The following is an 18,149-nucleotide window of genomic DNA, read 5'->3' on the forward strand; positions in this document are numbered from 1 at the left end:
CCGCGGTTAGCGTGGAGGGATGCCGCAGAACCCCTTCGCCTCGCTCGAGGACTACATCGCCCTGCCCCGCATCGACGCCGTCGCACTCTCGCCCGACGGCACGCGAGCCGTCCTCACGGTCGCGACGCTGAATAAGGATAAGACCGGGTACGACCGGGCGCTCTGGGAGGTCCCGGCGACCGGCGGCGGCACGCCCCGTCGTCTGACCCGCTCGGCGAAGGGCGAGCAGGGCGCCGCGTTCACGGCGGACGGCGACCTGCTGTTCGTCAGCGCCCGTCCCGACGCGGAGGGTGACGGCGAGGACGAGTCGGCGCAGCTCTGGCTGTTACCCGCGAACGGCGGCGACGCGCGCGCCATCACGCGCCTGGCCGGGGGAGTGTCGGGCATCGCCGCCGTCGCGGACGCGGCATCCGTCGCCGTCCTCGCCGCCGATCTGCTGCCGTCCGCGGACTCGTTCGAGGCCGACGCGAAGCTGCGCGCCGAGCGGAAGAAGCGCAAGCTGTCCGCGATCCTGCACACGACCTACCCGGTCCGCTACTGGGACCACGATCTCGGACCCGCCGAGCCGCACCTGCTCTCGCTCGACCTCGACGCGCTCGCCGACACGATCGGGTCGCTCGCCGCCTCGGACACGGCGGAGGACGAACCGGATGCCACGACCCCCTACCCCGCGTCGCTTCCGCGCCCGCGCGACCTGACACCCGCGCCCGGCCGGACGGCCGACACCGCCGGCGCGGCGCTCACCCCTGACGGACGCACCCTCATCGCCGCGATGCGCTTGCCGCAGGGCCGCGCGGAGCGGTTCGCGATCGTCTCGATCGACGTCGCCTCGGGCGCTCACACGACCCTGTTCGAGGAGCGGTCGACGTACTTCGAGTCGCCCGCGATCAGTCACGACGGCCGGTCGATCGCGTACGGCCGGGCGGCATTTTCGGACCCCACCGGTCCCGCTGATCAGGAGCTCTGGATCGCCGGGATCGACGGCTCCGAGCCGCGCCGGCTCGCGCAGGGCTGGGACCGCTGGCCGACGAGCATCGCTTTCGCGCACGACGACACCGCGCTCATCGTGACCGCCGACCAGGACGGGCGCGGTCCGGTGTTCCGCGTGCCTCTCGACGGCGGCGCGCCCGTGCAGCTGACGACCGACGACCACGCGTACTCGAACGTATCGGTCGACCGCGCGACGGGCGCGCTCGTCGCGCTTCGCTCGTCGTGGATGGTGCCGCCGCACCCGGTCCGCATCGACCCCGACGGCACCGTGACCGCTCTCGCGACGCCGGCTCCGCTGCCGACACCGGCCGGCACGATGGCCGAGGTCGAGACGACGGCCGAGGACGGTGCGCGGGTGCGCGGCTGGCTGCTGCTGCCGGAAGGCGCGGACGCGGCATCCCCCGCTCCTCTGCTGCTCTGGATCCACGGCGGGCCCCTGAACAGCTGGAACGCCTGGAGCTGGCGCTGGAGTCCGCAGCTCGCGCTCGCCCGCGGCTACGCCGTGCTGCTGCCCGACCCGGCGCTGTCGACCGGCTATGGGCTCGAGTTCATCGCCCGCGGGTGGAACAGCTGGGGCGAGAAGCCCTACACCGACCTCATGTCGATCACCGACGAGGTCGTCGCGCGCGCGGACATCGACGAGACCAAGACAGCCGCGATGGGCGGCTCGTTCGGCGGCTACATGGCGAACTGGGTCGCCGGGCACACCGACCGGTTCCGCGCGATCGTGACCCACGCGAGCCTGTGGGCGCTCGACCAGTTCGCCGGGACCACGGACGCGTCGTCCTATTGGCAGGAGATCTTCACGCCCGAGGCGATGGTGGAGAACTCACCGCACCGCTACGTCGAGAACATCTCCACACCGCTGCTCGTCATCCACGGCGACCGCGATTACCGCGTGCCGATCGGCGAGAGCCTGCGGCTGTGGTCGGAGCTCAACGAGCACTTCGGCGAGGACGACGGGTCGACCGTGCACCGGTTCCTGTACTTCCCCGACGAGAACCACTGGGTGCTGAAGCCCCAGCACGCCGTCGTCTGGTACGAGACGGTGTTCGGCTTCCTCGGCGAGCACGTGCACGGTGAGCCCGCGCCGAAGGTCACAGGGCTCGGCTGAGGTCCCGTTCCGGGGACGCGATGCGTCGCGACGGATGCCGCGCCGCGGCATCCCGCGTCCCCGGAAGCCGCCTCAGCGCGCGGTGACCCTGACCCGCCCGAGCGTCGGCACGAGCACGGGCGTCGCGGTCTTGTACGCCTCGTAGTCGGCGTCGCCTCCCCAGCGCTTGTCGGCCTTCTTCTCGAGGAGCGGGATGCCGCTGACCCGGGTCAGCAGCAGGAGCACGAACACGGGCGAGAGCAGACCGATCCACTGCCAGCCGTCGAAGACGGGAGCGGCGACGATCGCGACGCCGACCCAGGCGAGGATCTCGCCGAAGTAGTTGGGGTGGCGCGAGCGGGACCACAGGCCCGTGCGGATGAAGCGGCCCTTGTTGGCGGGGTCGGCCTTGAAGGCGTTCTTCTGCAGGTCGGCGACGACCTCGAAGAGCATGCCGATGATCCAGAGCGCGATGCCGACGCCGGCGAACACGTCGAACGAGACGCGGTCGGCGGGTTCGGTCGCGATCGCGATCCATGCCGCGGCCGCGGTGATGCTGACCCAGAGACCCTGCATGATCCAGACGCGCAGGAACGACAGCGGGTTGACCTTGATGTCGTCGAAGCGGTCGTCGCTGCCGGAGCGGTGGATGCGGATGAAGAGGAACGAGCCGAGGCGGACGGCCCAGATGATCACCATCGCCGCCAGGGCGAGCGAGCGGGCGTCGGGCGACGGGGAGAGCAGCACCACGCCGAGCGTGACGAGGATGAAGGTCGCGCTTCCGGTGGCGTCGAAGAAGCGCTCGGTGCGAGCGATCGCAGACGGGATGTAGACCAGCACCTGCACGGCGAACGCGGCGGCGACGGCGAGGGCGAACACGGGGAAGCCGCCGACGGTGGCGCCTCCCTGGCTGCCCGCGAGCGCGACGAGCGCCCCGACGATGAGCCCGACGACGACGGTGATGAGGGCGGAACGGTTCTGCGAAGACATGGGGGCCTTTCGAGGCGGGGAGTCAGCGGTAGAGGGCGGCGACGACGTCGGAGCCGCGCTCGAGGAGCACGCGGCGCTTGATCTTGAGCGTCGGCGTGATGATGGTCGTGTCGGCGAGATCGGCGGCGATGAGCGTGAAGCGGCGCACCTGCTCGCTGCGCGAGACGAGCGCGTTGGCCGCGTCGATGCTCCGCTGGATCCGTGCCCGCAGGCTTTCGTCCGCGATCTCGCGCAGCTGGCCGGCGACGGGCGCATCGCCCTGCCGCGCGACCTCCTCGGGGTCGAGGACGATCAACGCGCTCAGGTACGACCGCCCCTCGCCGACCATGACGGCGTGCGACACGAGCGGGTCGGTCTCGACCGCGAACTCCCACGGCGCCGGGACGACGGTCTTGCCGGTCGAGGTGACGATCACGTCCTTCGAGCGGCCCTCGATGATGAGCCTGCCGTCGGCGTCGAAGCGGCCGAGGTCGCCGGTGCGGAAGAACCCGTCGACGAATGCGTCGGCGTCGTGCGCGGGGTCGCGATAGCCGCAGAAGACGCCGATCCCCTTCGCGAGGATCTCGCCGTCCTCGCCGATGCGCACCGTCGAGCCGGGCAGCGGGCGCCCGACCGTTCCGGCGCGGATGTCGCCCGGCAGGTTGCCGGTGAGCGGCGCGGTCGTCTCGGTGAGGCCGTAGCCCTCGATGACGGGAACCCCGATGCCGCGGAAGAACAGCGACACCTCGGGGTCGAGCCGGGCGCCGCCCGACAGGATGTAGTCGACGCGTCCGCCCATGACCGCGCGCAGCCTGCGGAAGAACAGCGCCTCGAACAGGCGCTGACGAACGGATGCCGGTGCCCGCCCGTCCGTGCTCTGCTCGGCCGCGCGTCCACCCGAGACGGCGGTCGCGACGGCGGCGCGCCACACGCGGCCGAGGTGCGCGGCATCCGCCTTCTGCGCGGCGGCTGCCTGGATGCGCTCCAGAACGCGGGGGACGACGACGAGGAAGGTCGGCCGGAGGACCGACAGCGTCTCGACGACGGTGCTCGGCTCGCTGAGGTGCGCGATGCGCATGCCGTTCGCGAGGCAGATGAGCTGCAGTCCGCGCGCGAGGACGTGCGCGAGGGGCAGGAAGATGATCGTGTTGCCCTTTTCGTGGACGACCTCGCCGTACGCGGCGGCGATGTTCAGCACCTGGCCGAGGAAGTTCCGGTGCGTGAGCACGGCGCCCTTGGGCTCGCCGGTCGTGCCGGAGGTGTAGACGATCGTCGCGGGTGAATCGAGGTCGGCCGCCGTGCGGTGGCGCTCGAGGTCGGCATCCGTCACGTCGTCGGCCCGCGAGCGCAGGTCGTCGAGGGTCCGGATGCCGCCGGCCACCCGGTCGGCCCGGTCCATCGCGTAGGCGCCGAGGCGTCCGGCCCCGGTCTCGGCGAAGGCGTCGGCGAGACGGCGGGTCTGGGCCTCGGCGCCCCCGACGCCGAGCACGACGCCGGCGTCACTGACGATACCGGCGATCTGGACGGGCGACGACGTCTCGTAGACCGGCACGACGACGGCACCGGCGAACCAGGCGGCGAGGTCGGTGACGGCCCACTCGTAGCGGGTCGAAGCCATGATCGCGAGAGCGTCGCCGGGGGCGACACCCGCGGCGATGAAGCCCTTCGCGAGCCGGCGGACCTCGCCGAGGAATCGGACGGTGGATATCTGCCTCCACGAACCGTCGCCGATGGCGACGTCGAACGCGGCGTGGTGGGGAGCCTTCTCGGCACGCTGGACGAGGAGGTCCGTGACGTTGCGATGCCCGTCCACGGGCGCGAGAAGAGGAGTGTGTATCTGCGGCACACAGATGATTCGGAGCCCGAACCGGATCGGATGCCGCTATCTTCCGCGCGAGCGCGAGAGGGTCAGCGCAGGCGCAGGACCGCGTCCCACAGGGCGTCGGCGACGACGCGCTTGGTACCCGCCGCCTGCGATGCGACCTCGTCGGTGGCGTCGACGAAGAGCACGCGGTTCTCGGCCGTCTCGAAGCCCTCCTGCCAGCCGACGCGGTTCACGGCGAGCAGATCGACGCCTTTGCGCGCGCGTTTGCGGATGCCGCGTTCGCGCAGCTCCGCGTCGTCGGCGGCCGTCTCGGCCGCGAAACCGACGATCGTCTGACCCGGACGGCGCGCCTGGACGAGCCCGATGAGCACGTCGGGGTTCTCGACGAGATCGAGGGTGACGGTGCCGTCCTCCTTGCGGATCTTGACGTCCGAGACCTCGGGGACCGAGAAGTCGGCGACCGCGGCGGCCATCACGACGACGTCGGCCTCGGTGCTCGCGGCGCGCATCGCGGCATCCATCTCGACGGCGGTCGACGCACGTTCGACGGCGATCCGCGGGTGGTGGAGAGCCTTGTCGAGCACACCCTCGTCGACGTGAGCCGCGACGAGGTGGACGAACGCGCCGCGGTCGGCGGCGGCGAGGGCGACGGCCGCCCCCTGCTTTCCGCTGGACCGGTTGCCGAGGAAGCGGACGGGGTCGATGGGTTCGCGCGTGCCGCCGGTCGACACCGCGACGCGGAGGGCGGCGAGATCGGATGCCGGGGCGCCGGCGACATCGAGGGCGGCCGCGACGATCTCGTCGGGCTCGACCATGCGCCCGGGTCCGCTGTCGCCGCCGGTCAGCGGGCCGTCCGCAGGGCCGACGATGTGCACGCCGCGCGAGCGGAGCGTCGAGATGTTGGCCTGCGTCGCGGCGTGGTCCCACATGGCGGTATGCATGGCGGGTGCGACGACGACGGGCGCGGTCGTGGCGAGGAGGGTCACGCCGAGGAGGTTGTCGGAGATGCCGGCGGCCATCTTGGCGAGCGTGTTCGCGGTCGCCGGCGCGACGATCACGAGATCGGCCTGCGTGCCGAGGGCGACGTGGCGGACTTCGGCGACGTCGTCGTGCACGCTCGTCGTGACAGGATGGCGGCTGATCGCCTCCCATGTGGCGGTCCCGACGAAGCGCAGCGAGTCCTCCGTGGGAACAACGTGCACCTCGTGCCCGTTCGTCACCAGTGCGCGGACCACCTGCACCGTTTTGTACGCGGCGATGCCGCCCGAGACGCCCACGACGACGAACATGGTCCGATCCTCCCACGGGGTCGGACGCGAAAGGCCACCCCGATGTGCACCGTGATCGTCCACGTTCCCGAGGACACCACGGCGGCGATCCGCGTCCTGGCCGTCCGCGACGAGGATCCCGCCCGTGCGTGGGATCCGCTCGGGCCGTGGTGGCCCGACCTTCCCGGGGTGATCGGCGTGCGCGACACCCGCGCGGGCGGCGCGTGGCTGGCGGCGGACCCGTCGGCATCCCGCCTCGCCGTCGTGCTCAACCGGGCCGACCTCATCGACGACTCGCTCGCGACCGGCTCCCGCGGGCACATCGTGCTCGACGCGGCGGCCGGACGCGGGCTGTCCGACGCGCCGCCGACGCACGGCTTCAACCTGCTGACGGTCACGCCGGGTCGCGCCCGCGTCTCGATGTGGGACGGCGAGTCGGTACGCGCAGTCGATCTCGCACCGGGCGTCCACATGATCGCGCACGACGACGTCGACGACCCGAAGACGGCGCGCATCGTCGCCTGGCACGACGCGTTCGCGGCGCCGTCGGGAGACGACTGGATCGCGGAATGGCTCGGCGCGCTCGAACGCACCACGGCGCTGGAACCGACCGACGACCGCGCCATCATCCGCGACAACCGCCCCCACGGCTACCCGACGCTGTCACTCCTCGTCTGCGCGGGATCGGTCTCCGCCGAAGGTGCCGAGGTCGTGTACGGCGAGTTCGACGAGCCCGGGGCGTGGAACAGCCTGCAGCTGCGCTGACCGCGTCGGATGCCGGTGGTACCGTCGCGACCATGGTGGAACCGGCATCCGACCCGATCTTCTTCGCCTCGGCGGCGGAGTTCGGCGACTGGCTCGAAGCGCACCACGCGACGGCGCCCGAGGTCTGGACCGTCTTCTACCGGAAGGGCGACCCGCGCCTCGGTCTGACGTGGGCCGACGCGGTGCCCGAGGCGCTGCGGTTCGGGTGGATCGACTCGATCAGCCGCGGCATCGGCGACGGCGCCCGCATCCAGCGCTGGACGCCGCGGAAGTCCCGGTCGATCTGGAGCGCCGTCAACATCGCGCACATCGAGCGGCTGCAGACCGAGGGGCGGATGCATCCCGCCGGGCTAGCCGCCTTCGAGCGGCGGACCCCCGATCTGACAGGCGTTTATTCGCACGAGCAGCGGAACGAGCTCACGCCCGAGCAGGCGGCATCCCTCGCCGCGAACCCGGCCGCTCGGGCGTTCTGGGACGAAGCGACCCCGTCGTACCGCCGTGCCGTGGCGAACTGGCTGCAGAGCGCCAAGCGCGAGCAGACCCGCATCGACCGGCTCGCGACGCTGGTCGAGGACTGCGCGGCGGGCAGGCTCGTGCCGTTCCAGCGGTACGGCGAACCGCCGGCGTGGCTCGCCCGCGCCGCGGCGGCCGCCTCAGCTGCGCAGGGCTGACGCGGCGTCCTCCATCACGAGCGCCGCGTTGAGGCCGGCGCCGGCCATCGAGCCCTGGCCCATCGAGAGCGGGACGTTGCCGAACGGGGTCACGACGTTGCCGGCGGCGAAGACGCGCGGATGGCTCGTTGCGCCGCGCATGTCGACGCGGAGGCCTTCGCCGGGCTCGGTCGACACGGCGAGGTCGAGGTTCGCCGCGTAGTCCAGGTGCAGGCGCGGCGTCGGCGCGGTGAACAGCGCGTCGATCGGGTGCGCGGTGCCGTCCGCCGTGATCGCTGCGGACACCACGTCGTCCTCGGCGCGAAGCTCTGTGACCGGCCTGTCGACGAGGCGGATGCCGCGGCTCGCCAGGCGTGCGGTGACCGTGTCGTCGATCTCGCCGAGACCTGCGGTGAAGGCTGTGACGTCGTCGCTCCACTGTCGAACGAGCTCGATCTGATGCAGGCTCGCGGGTGAGGTGGCGAGCACGCCGAGACGGCGCCCGGCGACCTCGTAACCGTGACAGTACGGACAGTGGATCACGCCGCGGCCCCACTGCTCGCGCAGGCCCGGGACGTCGGGGAGGTCGTCGACGACGCCGGTCGTGAGGACCGCGCCGCGTGCGGCGAGCGTGCCGCCGTCGTAGGTGACGGCGAGGTGGTCGCCGGCATCGTCGATCGAGGTGACGGTCGTGTCGAGGAACTCGACGTCGTACGCCTCCGCCTCGGTCCTGCCGATGCGCAGGAGCTCGGCGGGGGAGCGCCCGTCGTGGCCGAGCACGCCGTGCATGTGCGCGGCGAAGCGATTGCGGGGAGCGCCGGCATCGATCACGAGCACGCGGCGGCGTGCGCGCCCGAGCATCAGCGCGGCGCTGAGTCCGGCGGTGCCGCCGCCCACGATGACGGCGTCGTAAAGGGTGTCTGTCATGGCTCCACGGTGCCTCGCCGGTCGTCATCACGGCAAATGTCTTTGCGGAAATGGCAAACTCGAGGTCATGACGACGGATCTGACCCGAGTGGGGCCGCGGTTGCGCGCGGCGCGCCAGCAGCGCGGCTGGACGCTGGCCGACCTCGCGCAGAAGGCGGGGATGTCGATCAGCACGCTGTCCCGTCTCGAGGCGGGGCGACGACAGGCATCCCTCGAACTGCTCCTGCCGCTCGTGTCGGTCCTCGATCTGCGTCTCGATGACCTCGTGCGCGGCGAGCCCGTCGACCCGCGGGTGCGCCGTGCGACCGAGCGTCGGCACGGCATGGTCGTCGCGCCGCTGACCCTCGAGCACTCGCCGGTGCAGACCTACAAGATCCGCTACGCCGCGGCATCCGCCGCTCCGGCGCCGAAGGTGCACGACGGGGTCGAGTGGTTCTACGTGCTGAGCGGCACGATCCGGCTGATGCTCGACGGCGAGGAGCACCGGATCGGCGCGGGGGAGGCGGCGGAGTTCGACACGGGCTTGCCGCACAGCATCAGCGCCACCGACGACGGTCCGGCCGAGGTGGTGAGCATCTTCAGCGCATCGGGCGAGCGCATCCACGTGCACGGCTCGTGACAGTGTCGGCGGGCGGTCGTACGGTGTCGGCATGAGAACCGATGAACTGTTTCTCGAAGCGGATGCCGCGCTGCGCTCCGTCATCGATCGCATCGACCCGGCCGACCTGTCGAAGCCGGCCCCGAAGGAGTGGACGTCCACTCCCGATCCCACGTTCCGCGACATCGTCTTCGCCCACGCGTACGACGAGGCGTGGATCCCCGACGTGCTCGCCGGGAAGTCGCCCGCCGACGGCGACGAGTTCCGGAACGCCGACCTTCTCGGCGAGGATCCGATCGCGTCTTACGGCCGTCTGAATGACACCGCGGCGGCTGCGGTGCGCGACGGCGTCGAGCCGGGGACCGTGTTCCGGTTCCAGTACGGCGACTACTCCGCCGAGGAGGGGTTCGCGCACCTGGCGACGTATCGCGCGTTCCAGGCGTGGCTGATCGCCAAGCATCTCGGCATCCCGTTCCACCTGTCTCCCGAGCTCATCGCTGGGCTGAACGAGAACGTCGTGCCGCACGCCGACGAGTGGCGCCAGTGGGGCGTGTTCCCCCCCGCCATCGATCCGCCGGCGGGTGCCGACGACGAGACGCGGCTGCTCTGCGCGGTCGGGTTCTGGGAGCCCTGATTCTCAGCGCTCGTGCACGGCGAGGACGTTGCCAGCGGGGTCGCGGAACCACGCGATGGTCGGGCCGTGGCCCCGCATGACGCCCTTCGAGTCGGTGGGCATGTCGTCGTAGATCGCGGTCTCGACGCCCTTCGCGTTCAGGTCGTCGACCGCGGCATCGACGTCGTCGACCGGGAAGTTCAGGATCGTGAAGCTCGCGGGTTCATGGTGCGGCTTGCCGTAAACGAGCACTGTCGCGCCTGAGGCGAGGTGCAGCTGCAGAAAGCCGCTGTCGAGTGTCGACACCTCGAGGCCGAGAGTGTCGGCGTAGAACGCTCGCGCCGCATCGAGGTCGTCGACCGCGAAGCCGCTGTACGCGCCGTCGTTCTGGAACATGGCCGTCTCCTTCGTCCGGGGATGCGACCAGGGTCGCGCTCTCGGCGGCGGTTGTCCAGGGGGACGGTGCCGGGCCATGCTGTTCTCGCACGGGGCTGCGCTCGCGCGGAGATCTGCGTTCGAGCGGAGGTTGTGCGCTCCGAACGTCCTCGGGAACGCGGATCTCCGCTCGGCGGCGGGCGGTCCGGGTGGGCGAGCCCATCGGGCGGCGAGACTGCACGTATGCGGCGAGACCGCGATGCGGGGCCGCGGTCTCGAGCCCCACGTGCAGTCTCGCCGTCCTCGCGAACGCGGATCTCCGCGTGACGGCAGGCGAAGGGTCAGGCGCCCGGCGCGGGGTCCGAGGGCGACGAGAAGACGGGAACGGATGCCGGTCGCTCCGAAGCGACGGCGAGGAGGGCGACGACCCCGAGCCCGAGAGTGCGGACGAGGAATCCAATCACGCCGAGTGCGGATGAGAGTCCGACGAACTGGACCGCCGTGGCTTGGTCCGCACCCGCGACGATGATCATGCTCAGCGCGTCGCATGCGAGCGAGACGGCGAGGGCTACGGCGGGAGCCCAGCGCCAGCGTTTCGGCGCCACGTCCGCGCGGCCGATCTGCACGACGGCGATGAGGCTGAGTGCGAGCGGGACGAACGTCGTGACCTCCCACGGGATCAGGGGCGCGGGGTCGTCCGGGTTCTGGAAGAGGCCGACGCCCCGCACCAGGAGGGGGCAGATGGCGACGAGCGCGAGCGTGATCATCCCGAGCGGACGACGAGCGACGACGCTGTCGTGCGAGGAGGTGCCGATCGCGAAGACGAGGACCGCTGCCGCCCAGAGCAGGTCGACCGAGAACGCCAGCACGTCAGTCAGCGATGTGCCCAGGGTCGCGCTCAGCAGGATGCCCGCCACGCCGCATGCGATCAGTCCGGTGCCGCCTATGGTCCAGGTCAGTCTGCGTCCGCGCATGCTTGCACGCTACCGGGTCGCCTGGTCAGCGACGGGGCGCTCGCCGGTCGGAGAATATGTGGACTTCGGTCCTTCGTGTCAGGCGAGGAGAGTGGATGCCGGTGGTCGCCGGGCGTCGAAAAGCGATGTCGGAACCCCCCTCTAGTCTGGGACTATGTCCAGTTCAGCTCCCTTCATCGACGAGGTTCCCGAGGGGATCCCGACGACCCTGGACTGGGTCGTGATGAGCGCGGACATGGCCACCATCCACGCGGCGCAGCGCTACCGGTGCATCGTCGAGTTGTGGGATGACGCGATCCGCGCCGCGAACCGGGATGAGGGTGCGTCGTTGCTCGTGGAACGGTCGGTGCGCCTGGAGGTCGCGGCGGCGCTCCGGGTCACCGAGCACGCCGCCGGCCGGTTGATGGGCCTCGGACGCGCGTTGGTGAAGCGGTACCCGGCCGTGTGGGAGGCGATGAGCCGCGCCGCGATCACCGACACGCACGCGACGATCATCGTCGACGGCCTCGACGAACTCGAGACCGTCCGGGATGAGCTGACGTCGGAGGTGCTCACTCTGGCTGAGGAGATGCCGACGGGGCCGTTCCGGCGGGCGGTGCGACGTCTTGTCGACCGGGAACGTGAGGTGACCATCGCGGAACGGCACGCGGATGCCGTCACCCACCGGCATGTGCGTGTGGAGCCCGGCGTGGATGGGATGGCGTGGCTGACCGCCCACCTCCCGGCCGTGGAGGCCCACGCGATCCACGGGCGGCTGACCGCTATTGCGAAAACTCTCGACGATGAGCGCACGATCGACCAGAAGCGTGCCGACGTGTTCGGCGACCTCCTCATCGACGGCGAGACATCGTCCCTCCCCGACGCCGCACGAGGGATCCGTCCGACGGTCGCGATCACCGTGCCCGCCCCGACCCTCCTCACCGGCGATGGCCCTGCCGCGCAGGTCGACGGCGTCGGACCCATCCCCCTGGACCGTGCCCGGGAGTTGTGCGGGGCGGCATCCGGGTGGATGCGGGTCCTCACCCACCCCGAAACCGGGGTCGTCCTCTCCGTCGGACGCGAGCAGTACCGACCGCCCGCGGACCTGCGCCGCCTCGTGACCTGGCGGGCGGCACGACGCATGGCACCGGGATGCGGAATCCCGGCGGATCGGTGCGACATCGACCACACCGTCGACTGGCATCACGGCGGACACACCGACGCGACCAACCTCGCACCGCTGTGCCGAGGCCATCACACCCTCAAACACCACACCGACTGGCAGGTCACAGCAAGACCCGGCGGCGCACTCGAATGGACCTCACCCGCAGGCCGGGTCTACCTCGTCCACCCCGAACGACGCATCCCGCACTTCACCACCGACCCGCCACCGTTCTAGCCGACGGTCAGTCCCGCACCTCGACGGTCACGATGAAACCGTCGTCCGACACGACGACGACGCGGTCGGTGTGCATCCCGATGACGTCGCCCGCGTCTTCTCCGTCCATCCCGCGCTGGGCGCGCCCGCTGGGGATACGTGTGATCGGCGTGCGCGAGCCGTCACGTTCGGTGGCCTCCAGCTCCACGACCGTGCCTACGACTTCGACGACCTTCAGGCCTTCAGAATCATCCAAGCCGTGATGCGTCTCGACGAAGCGACCGTGAGCCACGGGGATGACCGTCCACTTCACGCTCGTGAACCGCGAAAGCTCAGGGCCGCAGCAATCATGCTCCCAGCCGCCGGCCTAGGCGCGGTGGTCGCGGTAGTACTCGAGCAGCGCCTTGGTCGAGGCATCCTGCGACTCGAACGCGTCGCTGTCGCCCTCGATCGCCGGAGCGATCTGCATGGCGAGCTGCTTGCCGAGCTCGACGCCCCACTGGTCGAACGAGTTGATGCCCCAGATCGCACCCTGCGTGAACGTGATGTGCTCGTACAGGGCGACCAGTTCGCCGAGCACCGTCGGCGTCAGCGACGGCGCGAAGATCGACGTCGTCGGACGGTTGCCAGGGAACGTCCGTGCCGCGACCAGCGCACCGGTCGTGCCCTCGGCCTCGACCTCCTCGGCCGTCTTGCCGAACGCCAGTGCCTTCGTCTGCGCCAGGAAGTTCGCGAGGAACAGGCCGTGCACATCCCGGTCGCCGTCGGTCAGCGCGTAGGCGGGGTTCGCGAACGCGATGAAGTCCGCCGGGATCAGCCGCGTGCCCTGGTGGATCAACTGGTAGAACGCGTGCTGCCCGTTCGTGCCCGGCTCACCCCAGAACACCTCTCCGGTGTCGGTCGTGACGGGGGAGCCGTCCCACCGCACCGACTTGCCGTTCGACTCCATCGTCAGCTGCTGCAGGTACGCGGCGAACCGGCTCAGCTGCTGCGCGTACGGCAGCACCGCGTGCGACTGCGCGCCGAGGAAGTTCGTGTACCAGACGTTCAGCAGGCCCATCAGGACAGGCACGTTCTGAGCGAGCGGCGTCGTTCGCACGTGCTCGTCCACCGCGTGGAATCCGGCCAGCAGCTCGCGGAACGTGTCGGGCCCGAACTCGATCACGAGCGACAGTCCGATCGCCGAGTCGACCGAGTACCGGCCGCCCACCCAATCCCAGAAGCCGAACGCGTTCGCGGTGTCGATGCCGAAGTCCGCGACCTTGTCGAGTGCCGTAGACACCGCGACGAAGTGGTGGGCGACGGCATCCTTCTTCTGCTCGTCGCTGCCGTCGATGGCCCCCGCCGACGCGAGGCCCTCCCACAGCCAGTCACGGGCGAGGCGCGCGTTGGTCAGCGTCTCGAGCGTCGTGAAGGTCTTCGAGGCGACGATGAACAGCGTCGTCTCGGGGTCGAGGTCCTTCGTCTTCGACGCGATGTCGAAGGGGTCGATGTTCGAGACGAAGCGCGCCGAGATGCCGGCATCCGCGTACGGCTCCAGCGCCGCCGAGATCATCACGGGGCCGAGGTCCGATCCGCCGATGCCGATGTTGACGACCGTCTCGACCTTCTTGCCGGTGATGCCGGTGAAATCGCCCTTGCGCACCCGGCCGGCGAACTCGGCCATCGCGTCGAGCACGCCCTGCACATCGGCGTCGACATCCTGGCCGTCGACCGTCAGCTTCGGCGTCGCGTCGGCGGGACGGCGGAGCGCCGTATGCAGCACGGCTCGGTCCTCGGTCGTGTTGATGTGCTCGCCCGCGAGCATCGCGGCGTACCGCTCGGCGACGCCGGTCTGCTCGGCGAGGCGCACGAGTGCGGCGACGATCTCGTCAGTCACGAGGTTTTTCGACAGGTCGACGTGCAGGTCGGCGACGTCGTGCGTCAGTTTGGCGACGCGCTCCGGGTCAGCCGCGAACCAGCCGCGCAGATCGGGGGTGAAGCCGGCTTTCAGCGACTCGAGTTCAGCCCAGGCGGACGTGGTGGTGGCATCGATCGGAGCGTTGGTCACCCCTCAACGCTACTCACGTTCCACCCCCTCCGCGCCCGCGTGTCCTGCGCGGTCGGCGCATCCACGATCCGACCCGCCGCGAGCGTCACGACGGCGTCGACGTCTCCGAGCTCGCCGAGATCGTGCGTCACGACGACGACCGCCGCGCCGCGGTCGGTCGCGACGCGCAGAGCGGATGCCGCGGCTCGCCGCGACGCGTCGTCGAGACCGCTCGTCGGCTCGTCGAGAAGGAGAAGATCCGCATGCTGCGCGAGGGCCTGTGCGAGGAACGCCCGCTGACGCTGGCCTCCCGAGAGGGCGCCGAGCGGACGGGAAGCGTGCGCCGACAGTCCGACCGCTGCCACGGCCTCGGCAACGATCGTCCGGTCGCTCCGCCGCAGCGGCCGGAATGCACCGCGCTCGCGCCAGCGACCCATCGACACGAGATCCGTGACCGTCAACGGCAGTCGCGCGCTGTCGGCAGTGTGCTGCGACAGGAGCGCGATCGCGGTGCCGTGGCGCATCTCTGCGGTGCCCGATGTCGGTTGCCGCAGCCCCGCGAGGACCGAGACGAGCGTCGACTTCCCCGACCCGTTCGCGCCCACCACAGCGGTGAGCACGCCGGCGCGAACGTCGAGATCGACGCCGTCGAGGGCGCGGTGCCCGTCGATGTCGACGCAGACCTCACTCAACCGGACGACGACCCCTGAGCTGTGCATCCCACCAGTATTGCAAATGAAAACCGTTCTCAATTACGTGTACAGTCGGGCACCGTGTCCGTCCTTCTCGACCCGTTCGCCGTCGCCTTCGTCCAGCGCGCCCTCCTCGGCGGTGCTCTGGTCGCCGTGGTCTGCGCCGTCGTCGGCACCTGGGTCGTCCTCCGCGGCATGGCCTTCCTCGGCGAAGCGATGGCGCACGGCATGCTGCCCGGAATCGCAATCGCCACCCTCACCGGCTTCCCGCCCGTCGCGGGCGCCGCCGTGAGCGCCGCCGTCATGTCCGTCGGTGTCGGCGCGCTCCAACGCCGCGGGCGGCTGTCGGCCGACACGAGCATCGGCCTGCTCTTCGTCGCGAGTCTCTCGCTCGGGGTCATCGTCATCTCGGCCTCGCGCAGCTTCGCGACGGATGCCTCGGCCATCCTCTTCGGCGACATCCTGGCGATCGAGCGGGGCGACCTCGTGCTCCTCGCCCTCGCGGCAGTCGTGACCCTGCTGGTCGCCGCCGCGGGCCACCGCTCCTTCGTCGCCCTCGCCGTCGACCCTCGACAGGCGCAGCTGCTCGGCCTCCGGCCCCGCCTCGCGCACATCCTGCTCGTCGGGCTCGTCACCCTCGCGGTCGTCTCGGCCTATCAGGCGGTCGGATCGCTCCTCGTGGTCGGCATGCTCCTCGGTCCCGCGGTCGCTGCCGGCGCCTGGACACGACGCATCGTGCCGACCATGGCGCTCGCAGCGCTCATCGGCACCGCTGCCGTCGCCGTCGGGCTCGTCCTCTCGTGGCACCTCGGCACCGCCGCGGGAGCCACCGTCGCCTTCACGGCGATCTGCTCCGGCGCGGTGTCCACTGGCATCCGCGTCCGTCCCACCCGCCCCGCCCTCGACGAAAGGACCGCATGAACCGCCGCGTCCCGATCGCCCTCGTGCCCGTACTCGCGCTCTCCCTCGCCGGCTGCCAGTCGGCCCCGGCCCCTGCCACCGCCCCGGAACCGACAGGCGACGGCCATGGCGCCATCGCGGGCGCGGCCGAGCTCGCCGAACCCGCGCTGCACCTCACGAGCGTCACCCCGGCCGGCGAGGTGCACCACCTCGACCTCCTCGACGAGACGAACGAGACCCTCGGTGAGATCGCCCCGCCGACCTCGCTCGAGACGGACGGCCGCTTCCTCTACGCGGGCCGGGACGGCGGCGTGGGGATCGTCGACAGCGGCGTCTGGACGTGGAACCACGTCGACCACTTCCACTACTACGAGGCTCCCGCGGCCGTGCTCGGCGACCTCGCCGGTGACGGCGAGCCGACCGTCGTCGCGAGCGACCTCGGCGCCGGCGTCTGGTTCGACGGGGGAGAGGCCGTGCTCCTCGACCTCGACGCGCTCAAGAAGGGACGCATCGAAGAGCGCTTCCGCCTCGACGTTCCCGCAGGCCTCGGCATGGTCGTCCCCCTCCCGACGGGCGCCCTCGTGACGGATGCCGACCGTCTCCGACACGTCGATGCGGCGGGCGCCGAGATCGAGACCGTGCCCTGCACCGACCCCGCGGGCTCGATCGCCACGAACGTCGGCGTCGTCGTCGGGTGCGCCGACGGCGCGATCCTGGCGGTGACGGATGCCGACGGCACCGCCTTCGAGCGGATCCCGTACCCCGACGGCGCCCAGGCCCGCGCGCTGTCGTTCGCGGCACGCGAGAGCCGTCCCACCGTCGCCGGCGCCACGGACGGCGACGCGTTCTGGCTGCTCGACACCCGCGAACGCACGTGGACCCGGATCGACGCCGGCGAACCTCTCGCCCGTGTCGCGGCGGTCGACGATGCCGACCAGCACGTGGTCGCTCTCACGGAGAAGGGCGAGGTCCTCGTGATCGACGGCGAGAGCGGCAAGGCTCTCGCCCGCACGGAGCCGCTCGTGGCGGCATCCCTCGCAGATCCCGTCCTCGCGGCGGGCGTGACCCTGCAGATCGACGCGAACCGCACCTACCTGAACGGACCCGCCGAGAACGTGATGTTCGAGATCGACCACGCCGATTCCGCGCGCATCGCGCGCACGTTCGAGGCCGACGCGCCCGCCTTCGTCGCGGAGACCGGCCGATGAGGCGGGCGCTCGCCGCGGTCGTGCTCGCGGCCGTCGCCGCCCTGACCGGCTGCGCCGCCGCAGGTCCCGACCGACCGACCGTCGTCGTCACGACGGACCTGCTCGGCGACATCACGGCGAACCTCGTCGGCGACCAGGTCGATGTCGTCACGCTCATGCCCCGCGGCAGCGACCCACACTCGTTCGAGCTGTCGGCCCGCGAGGCGGCGACCATCCGCACCGCCGACCTCCTCGTCTCCAACGGGCTCGGGCTCGAAGAGGGCGTGCAGCACCACGTCGACGCCGCGGTCGCGGACGGGGTCGCCTCGTTCGTCGCGGGAGCCCACATCGACCCGCTCGACTACGTCGACACGGATGCCGTCGACCCGCACTTCTGGACGGACCCCACGCAGACGGCCCGGGTCGTCGAGGCGCTCGCGCCCGAACTCGCGCGCATCGACGGGGTCGAGGCATCCGTCGTCGACGACGCGGCCGCGACGTATCTCGACGAGCTCGACGCGTTGGATGCCGACATGGCGGACACCCTCGGCGCGATCCCCGCCGAGCACCGCGCGCTCGTCACGAACCATCACGTCTTCGGCTACCTCGCGCGGCGCTACGACGTGCGGATCCTCGGCGCCGCGATCCCCGGGGGCACGACCCTCGCCGCTCCCAGCGCCGCCGACCTGCAGGGCCTCGTCGACGCGATCGACGAGGCCGGGGTGACGACGATCTTCGCCGACTCCTCGCAGCCCGACCGGCTCATGCAGGTGCTCGCCGACGAAGCCGGCCGCGACGTCGACGTCGTCTCGCTGTTCACCGAATCCCTCGCCCCCGAAGGCTCGCCGGGCGGCACCTACCTCGACATGATGCGACGCAACCTGCAGAGCATCGCCGACGGCCTCACCCCATGAGGCATTCCCTGGAAAGGAAACCC

The 18,149-nt window shown here is 71.0% G+C and carries 18 protein-coding genes; 9 read left to right on the forward strand and 9 right to left on the reverse strand.

The genetic code is table 11. The features are described 5' to 3' along the window. Positions 1-19 precede the first annotated feature (19 nt). Positions 20-2,104 (forward strand): S9 family peptidase, encoded by a 2,085-nt coding sequence (locus tag BLP38_RS00455; RefSeq protein WP_091351709.1) that lies wholly within the window; start codon positions 20-22, stop codon positions 2,102-2,104. 72 nt (positions 2,105-2,176) lie between these two features. Here BLP38_RS00455 and BLP38_RS00460 read toward each other — a convergent pair whose 3' ends face one another. The 3 genes from BLP38_RS00460 to coaBC form a co-directional block, all read right to left on the reverse strand. Beyond that, positions 2,177-3,073, reverse strand: coding sequence for a DUF1295 domain-containing protein (locus tag BLP38_RS00460; protein ID WP_091351710.1), 897 nt, complete (start codon positions 3,071-3,073; stop codon positions 2,177-2,179). Between the two features lie 22 nt (positions 3,074-3,095). Further along, the gene (locus tag BLP38_RS00465; protein ID WP_231916529.1) at positions 3,096-4,865 is read right to left on the reverse strand and encodes an AMP-dependent synthetase/ligase; all 1,770 of its coding nucleotides are present in this window, start codon (positions 4,863-4,865) and stop codon (positions 3,096-3,098) included. Positions 4,866-4,960: 95 nt separating this feature from the next. Beyond that, positions 4,961-6,166, reverse strand: a complete 1,206-nt coding sequence (gene coaBC / locus BLP38_RS00470) for a bifunctional phosphopantothenoylcysteine decarboxylase/phosphopantothenate--cysteine ligase CoaBC (protein WP_091351712.1) — start codon at positions 6,164-6,166, stop codon at positions 4,961-4,963. 42 nt (positions 6,167-6,208) lie between these two features. Here coaBC and BLP38_RS00475 point away from each other — a divergent pair, with 42 nt between their 5' ends. Together BLP38_RS00475 and BLP38_RS00480 are read left to right on the forward strand one after the other, a co-directional pair. Further along, positions 6,209-6,910 (forward strand): NRDE family protein, encoded by a 702-nt coding sequence (locus BLP38_RS00475; RefSeq protein WP_172824628.1) that lies wholly within the window; start codon positions 6,209-6,211, stop codon positions 6,908-6,910. Continuing rightward, positions 6,886-7,581, forward strand: a complete 696-nt coding sequence (locus BLP38_RS00480) for a YdeI/OmpD-associated family protein (protein ID WP_231916530.1) — start codon at positions 6,886-6,888, stop codon at positions 7,579-7,581. Before BLP38_RS00475 ends, BLP38_RS00480 begins: the two co-directional genes overlap by 25 nt. Here BLP38_RS00480 and BLP38_RS00485 read toward each other — a convergent pair. Continuing rightward, on the reverse strand, positions 7,564-8,487 hold the full coding sequence (locus tag BLP38_RS00485; RefSeq protein ID WP_091351713.1) for an NAD(P)/FAD-dependent oxidoreductase: 924 nt from the start codon (positions 8,485-8,487) through the stop codon (positions 7,564-7,566). The two genes, BLP38_RS00480 and BLP38_RS00485, sit on opposite strands and share 18 nt — an antisense overlap. Positions 8,488-8,554: 67 nt before the next feature. Between BLP38_RS00485 and BLP38_RS00490 the strand changes: the two genes are divergently transcribed. Both BLP38_RS00490 and BLP38_RS00495 read left to right on the forward strand, forming a co-directional pair. Continuing rightward, positions 8,555-9,106: a helix-turn-helix domain-containing protein gene (locus BLP38_RS00490; protein WP_091351714.1), complete on the forward strand. Its 552-nt coding sequence runs from the start codon at positions 8,555-8,557 to the stop codon at positions 9,104-9,106. Positions 9,107-9,137: 31 nt separating this feature from the next. Next, positions 9,138-9,719: a hypothetical protein gene (locus BLP38_RS00495; protein ID WP_091351715.1), complete on the forward strand. Its 582-nt coding sequence runs from the start codon at positions 9,138-9,140 to the stop codon at positions 9,717-9,719. 3 nt (positions 9,720-9,722) lie between these two features. On the opposite strand, the gene BLP38_RS00500 is transcribed toward BLP38_RS00495, so the two are convergent. Continuing rightward, on the reverse strand, positions 9,723-10,094 hold the full coding sequence (locus BLP38_RS00500) for a VOC family protein (RefSeq protein WP_091351716.1): 372 nt from the start codon (positions 10,092-10,094) through the stop codon (positions 9,723-9,725). A gap of 320 nt (positions 10,095-10,414) precedes the next feature. Then, a complete protein-coding gene (locus tag BLP38_RS00505; RefSeq protein ID WP_091351717.1) occupies positions 10,415-11,047 on the reverse strand; it encodes a hypothetical protein in 633 nt (210 codons plus the stop codon). 154 nt (positions 11,048-11,201) lie between these two features. On the opposite strand from BLP38_RS00505, the gene BLP38_RS00510 reads away from it, so the two are divergent. Next, positions 11,202-12,425 carry an HNH endonuclease signature motif containing protein gene (locus BLP38_RS00510; RefSeq protein WP_231916531.1) on the forward strand — a complete coding sequence of 408 codons (1,224 nt, stop codon included), beginning with the start codon at positions 11,202-11,204 and terminating at the stop codon, positions 12,423-12,425. Positions 12,426-12,432: 7 nt separating this feature from the next. On the opposite strand, the gene BLP38_RS00515 is transcribed toward BLP38_RS00510, so the two are convergent. The 3 genes from BLP38_RS00515 to aztA all read right to left on the reverse strand — a co-directional run bounded on the left by BLP38_RS00515 (position 12,433) and on the right by aztA (position 15,152). Beyond that, complete coding sequence (locus tag BLP38_RS00515; RefSeq protein ID WP_157681058.1) at positions 12,433-12,660, reverse strand: hypothetical protein; 228 nt, start codon at positions 12,658-12,660, stop codon at positions 12,433-12,435. A 111-nt stretch (positions 12,661-12,771) separates the two neighbouring features. Then, positions 12,772-14,454, reverse strand: coding sequence for a glucose-6-phosphate isomerase (gene pgi, locus BLP38_RS00520; protein ID WP_091351719.1), 1,683 nt, complete (start codon positions 14,452-14,454; stop codon positions 12,772-12,774). Then, the gene (gene aztA, locus BLP38_RS00525; RefSeq protein ID WP_091351720.1) at positions 14,451-15,152 is read right to left on the reverse strand and encodes a zinc ABC transporter ATP-binding protein AztA; all 702 of its coding nucleotides are present in this window, start codon (positions 15,150-15,152) and stop codon (positions 14,451-14,453) included. Before aztA ends, pgi begins: the two co-directional genes overlap by 4 nt. A 54-nt stretch (positions 15,153-15,206) precedes the next feature. Between aztA and aztB the strand changes: the two genes are divergently transcribed. From aztB to BLP38_RS00540, 3 genes are read left to right on the forward strand one after another with little or no spacing between them, the layout of a single operon-like run. After that, positions 15,207-16,046, forward strand: coding sequence for a zinc ABC transporter permease AztB (aztB, locus tag BLP38_RS00530; protein WP_091351721.1), 840 nt, complete (start codon positions 15,207-15,209; stop codon positions 16,044-16,046). Continuing rightward, positions 16,043-17,233, forward strand: a complete 1,191-nt coding sequence (locus BLP38_RS00535; protein WP_091351722.1) for a hypothetical protein — start codon at positions 16,043-16,045, stop codon at positions 17,231-17,233. The genes aztB and BLP38_RS00535 overlap by 4 nt, the downstream gene beginning before the upstream one ends. Then, entirely contained in the window at positions 17,230-18,126 is an 897-nt protein-coding gene (locus BLP38_RS00540; protein ID WP_091351723.1) for a metal ABC transporter substrate-binding protein, read from the forward strand. The genes BLP38_RS00535 and BLP38_RS00540 overlap by 4 nt, the downstream gene beginning before the upstream one ends. The last annotated feature ends 23 nt before the right edge of the window (positions 18,127-18,149 follow it).

It is taken from the genome of Microbacterium sp. LKL04, from assembly GCF_900102005.1.
In the GTDB taxonomy this organism is placed as follows: Bacteria; Actinomycetota; Actinomycetes; order Actinomycetales; family Microbacteriaceae; genus Microbacterium.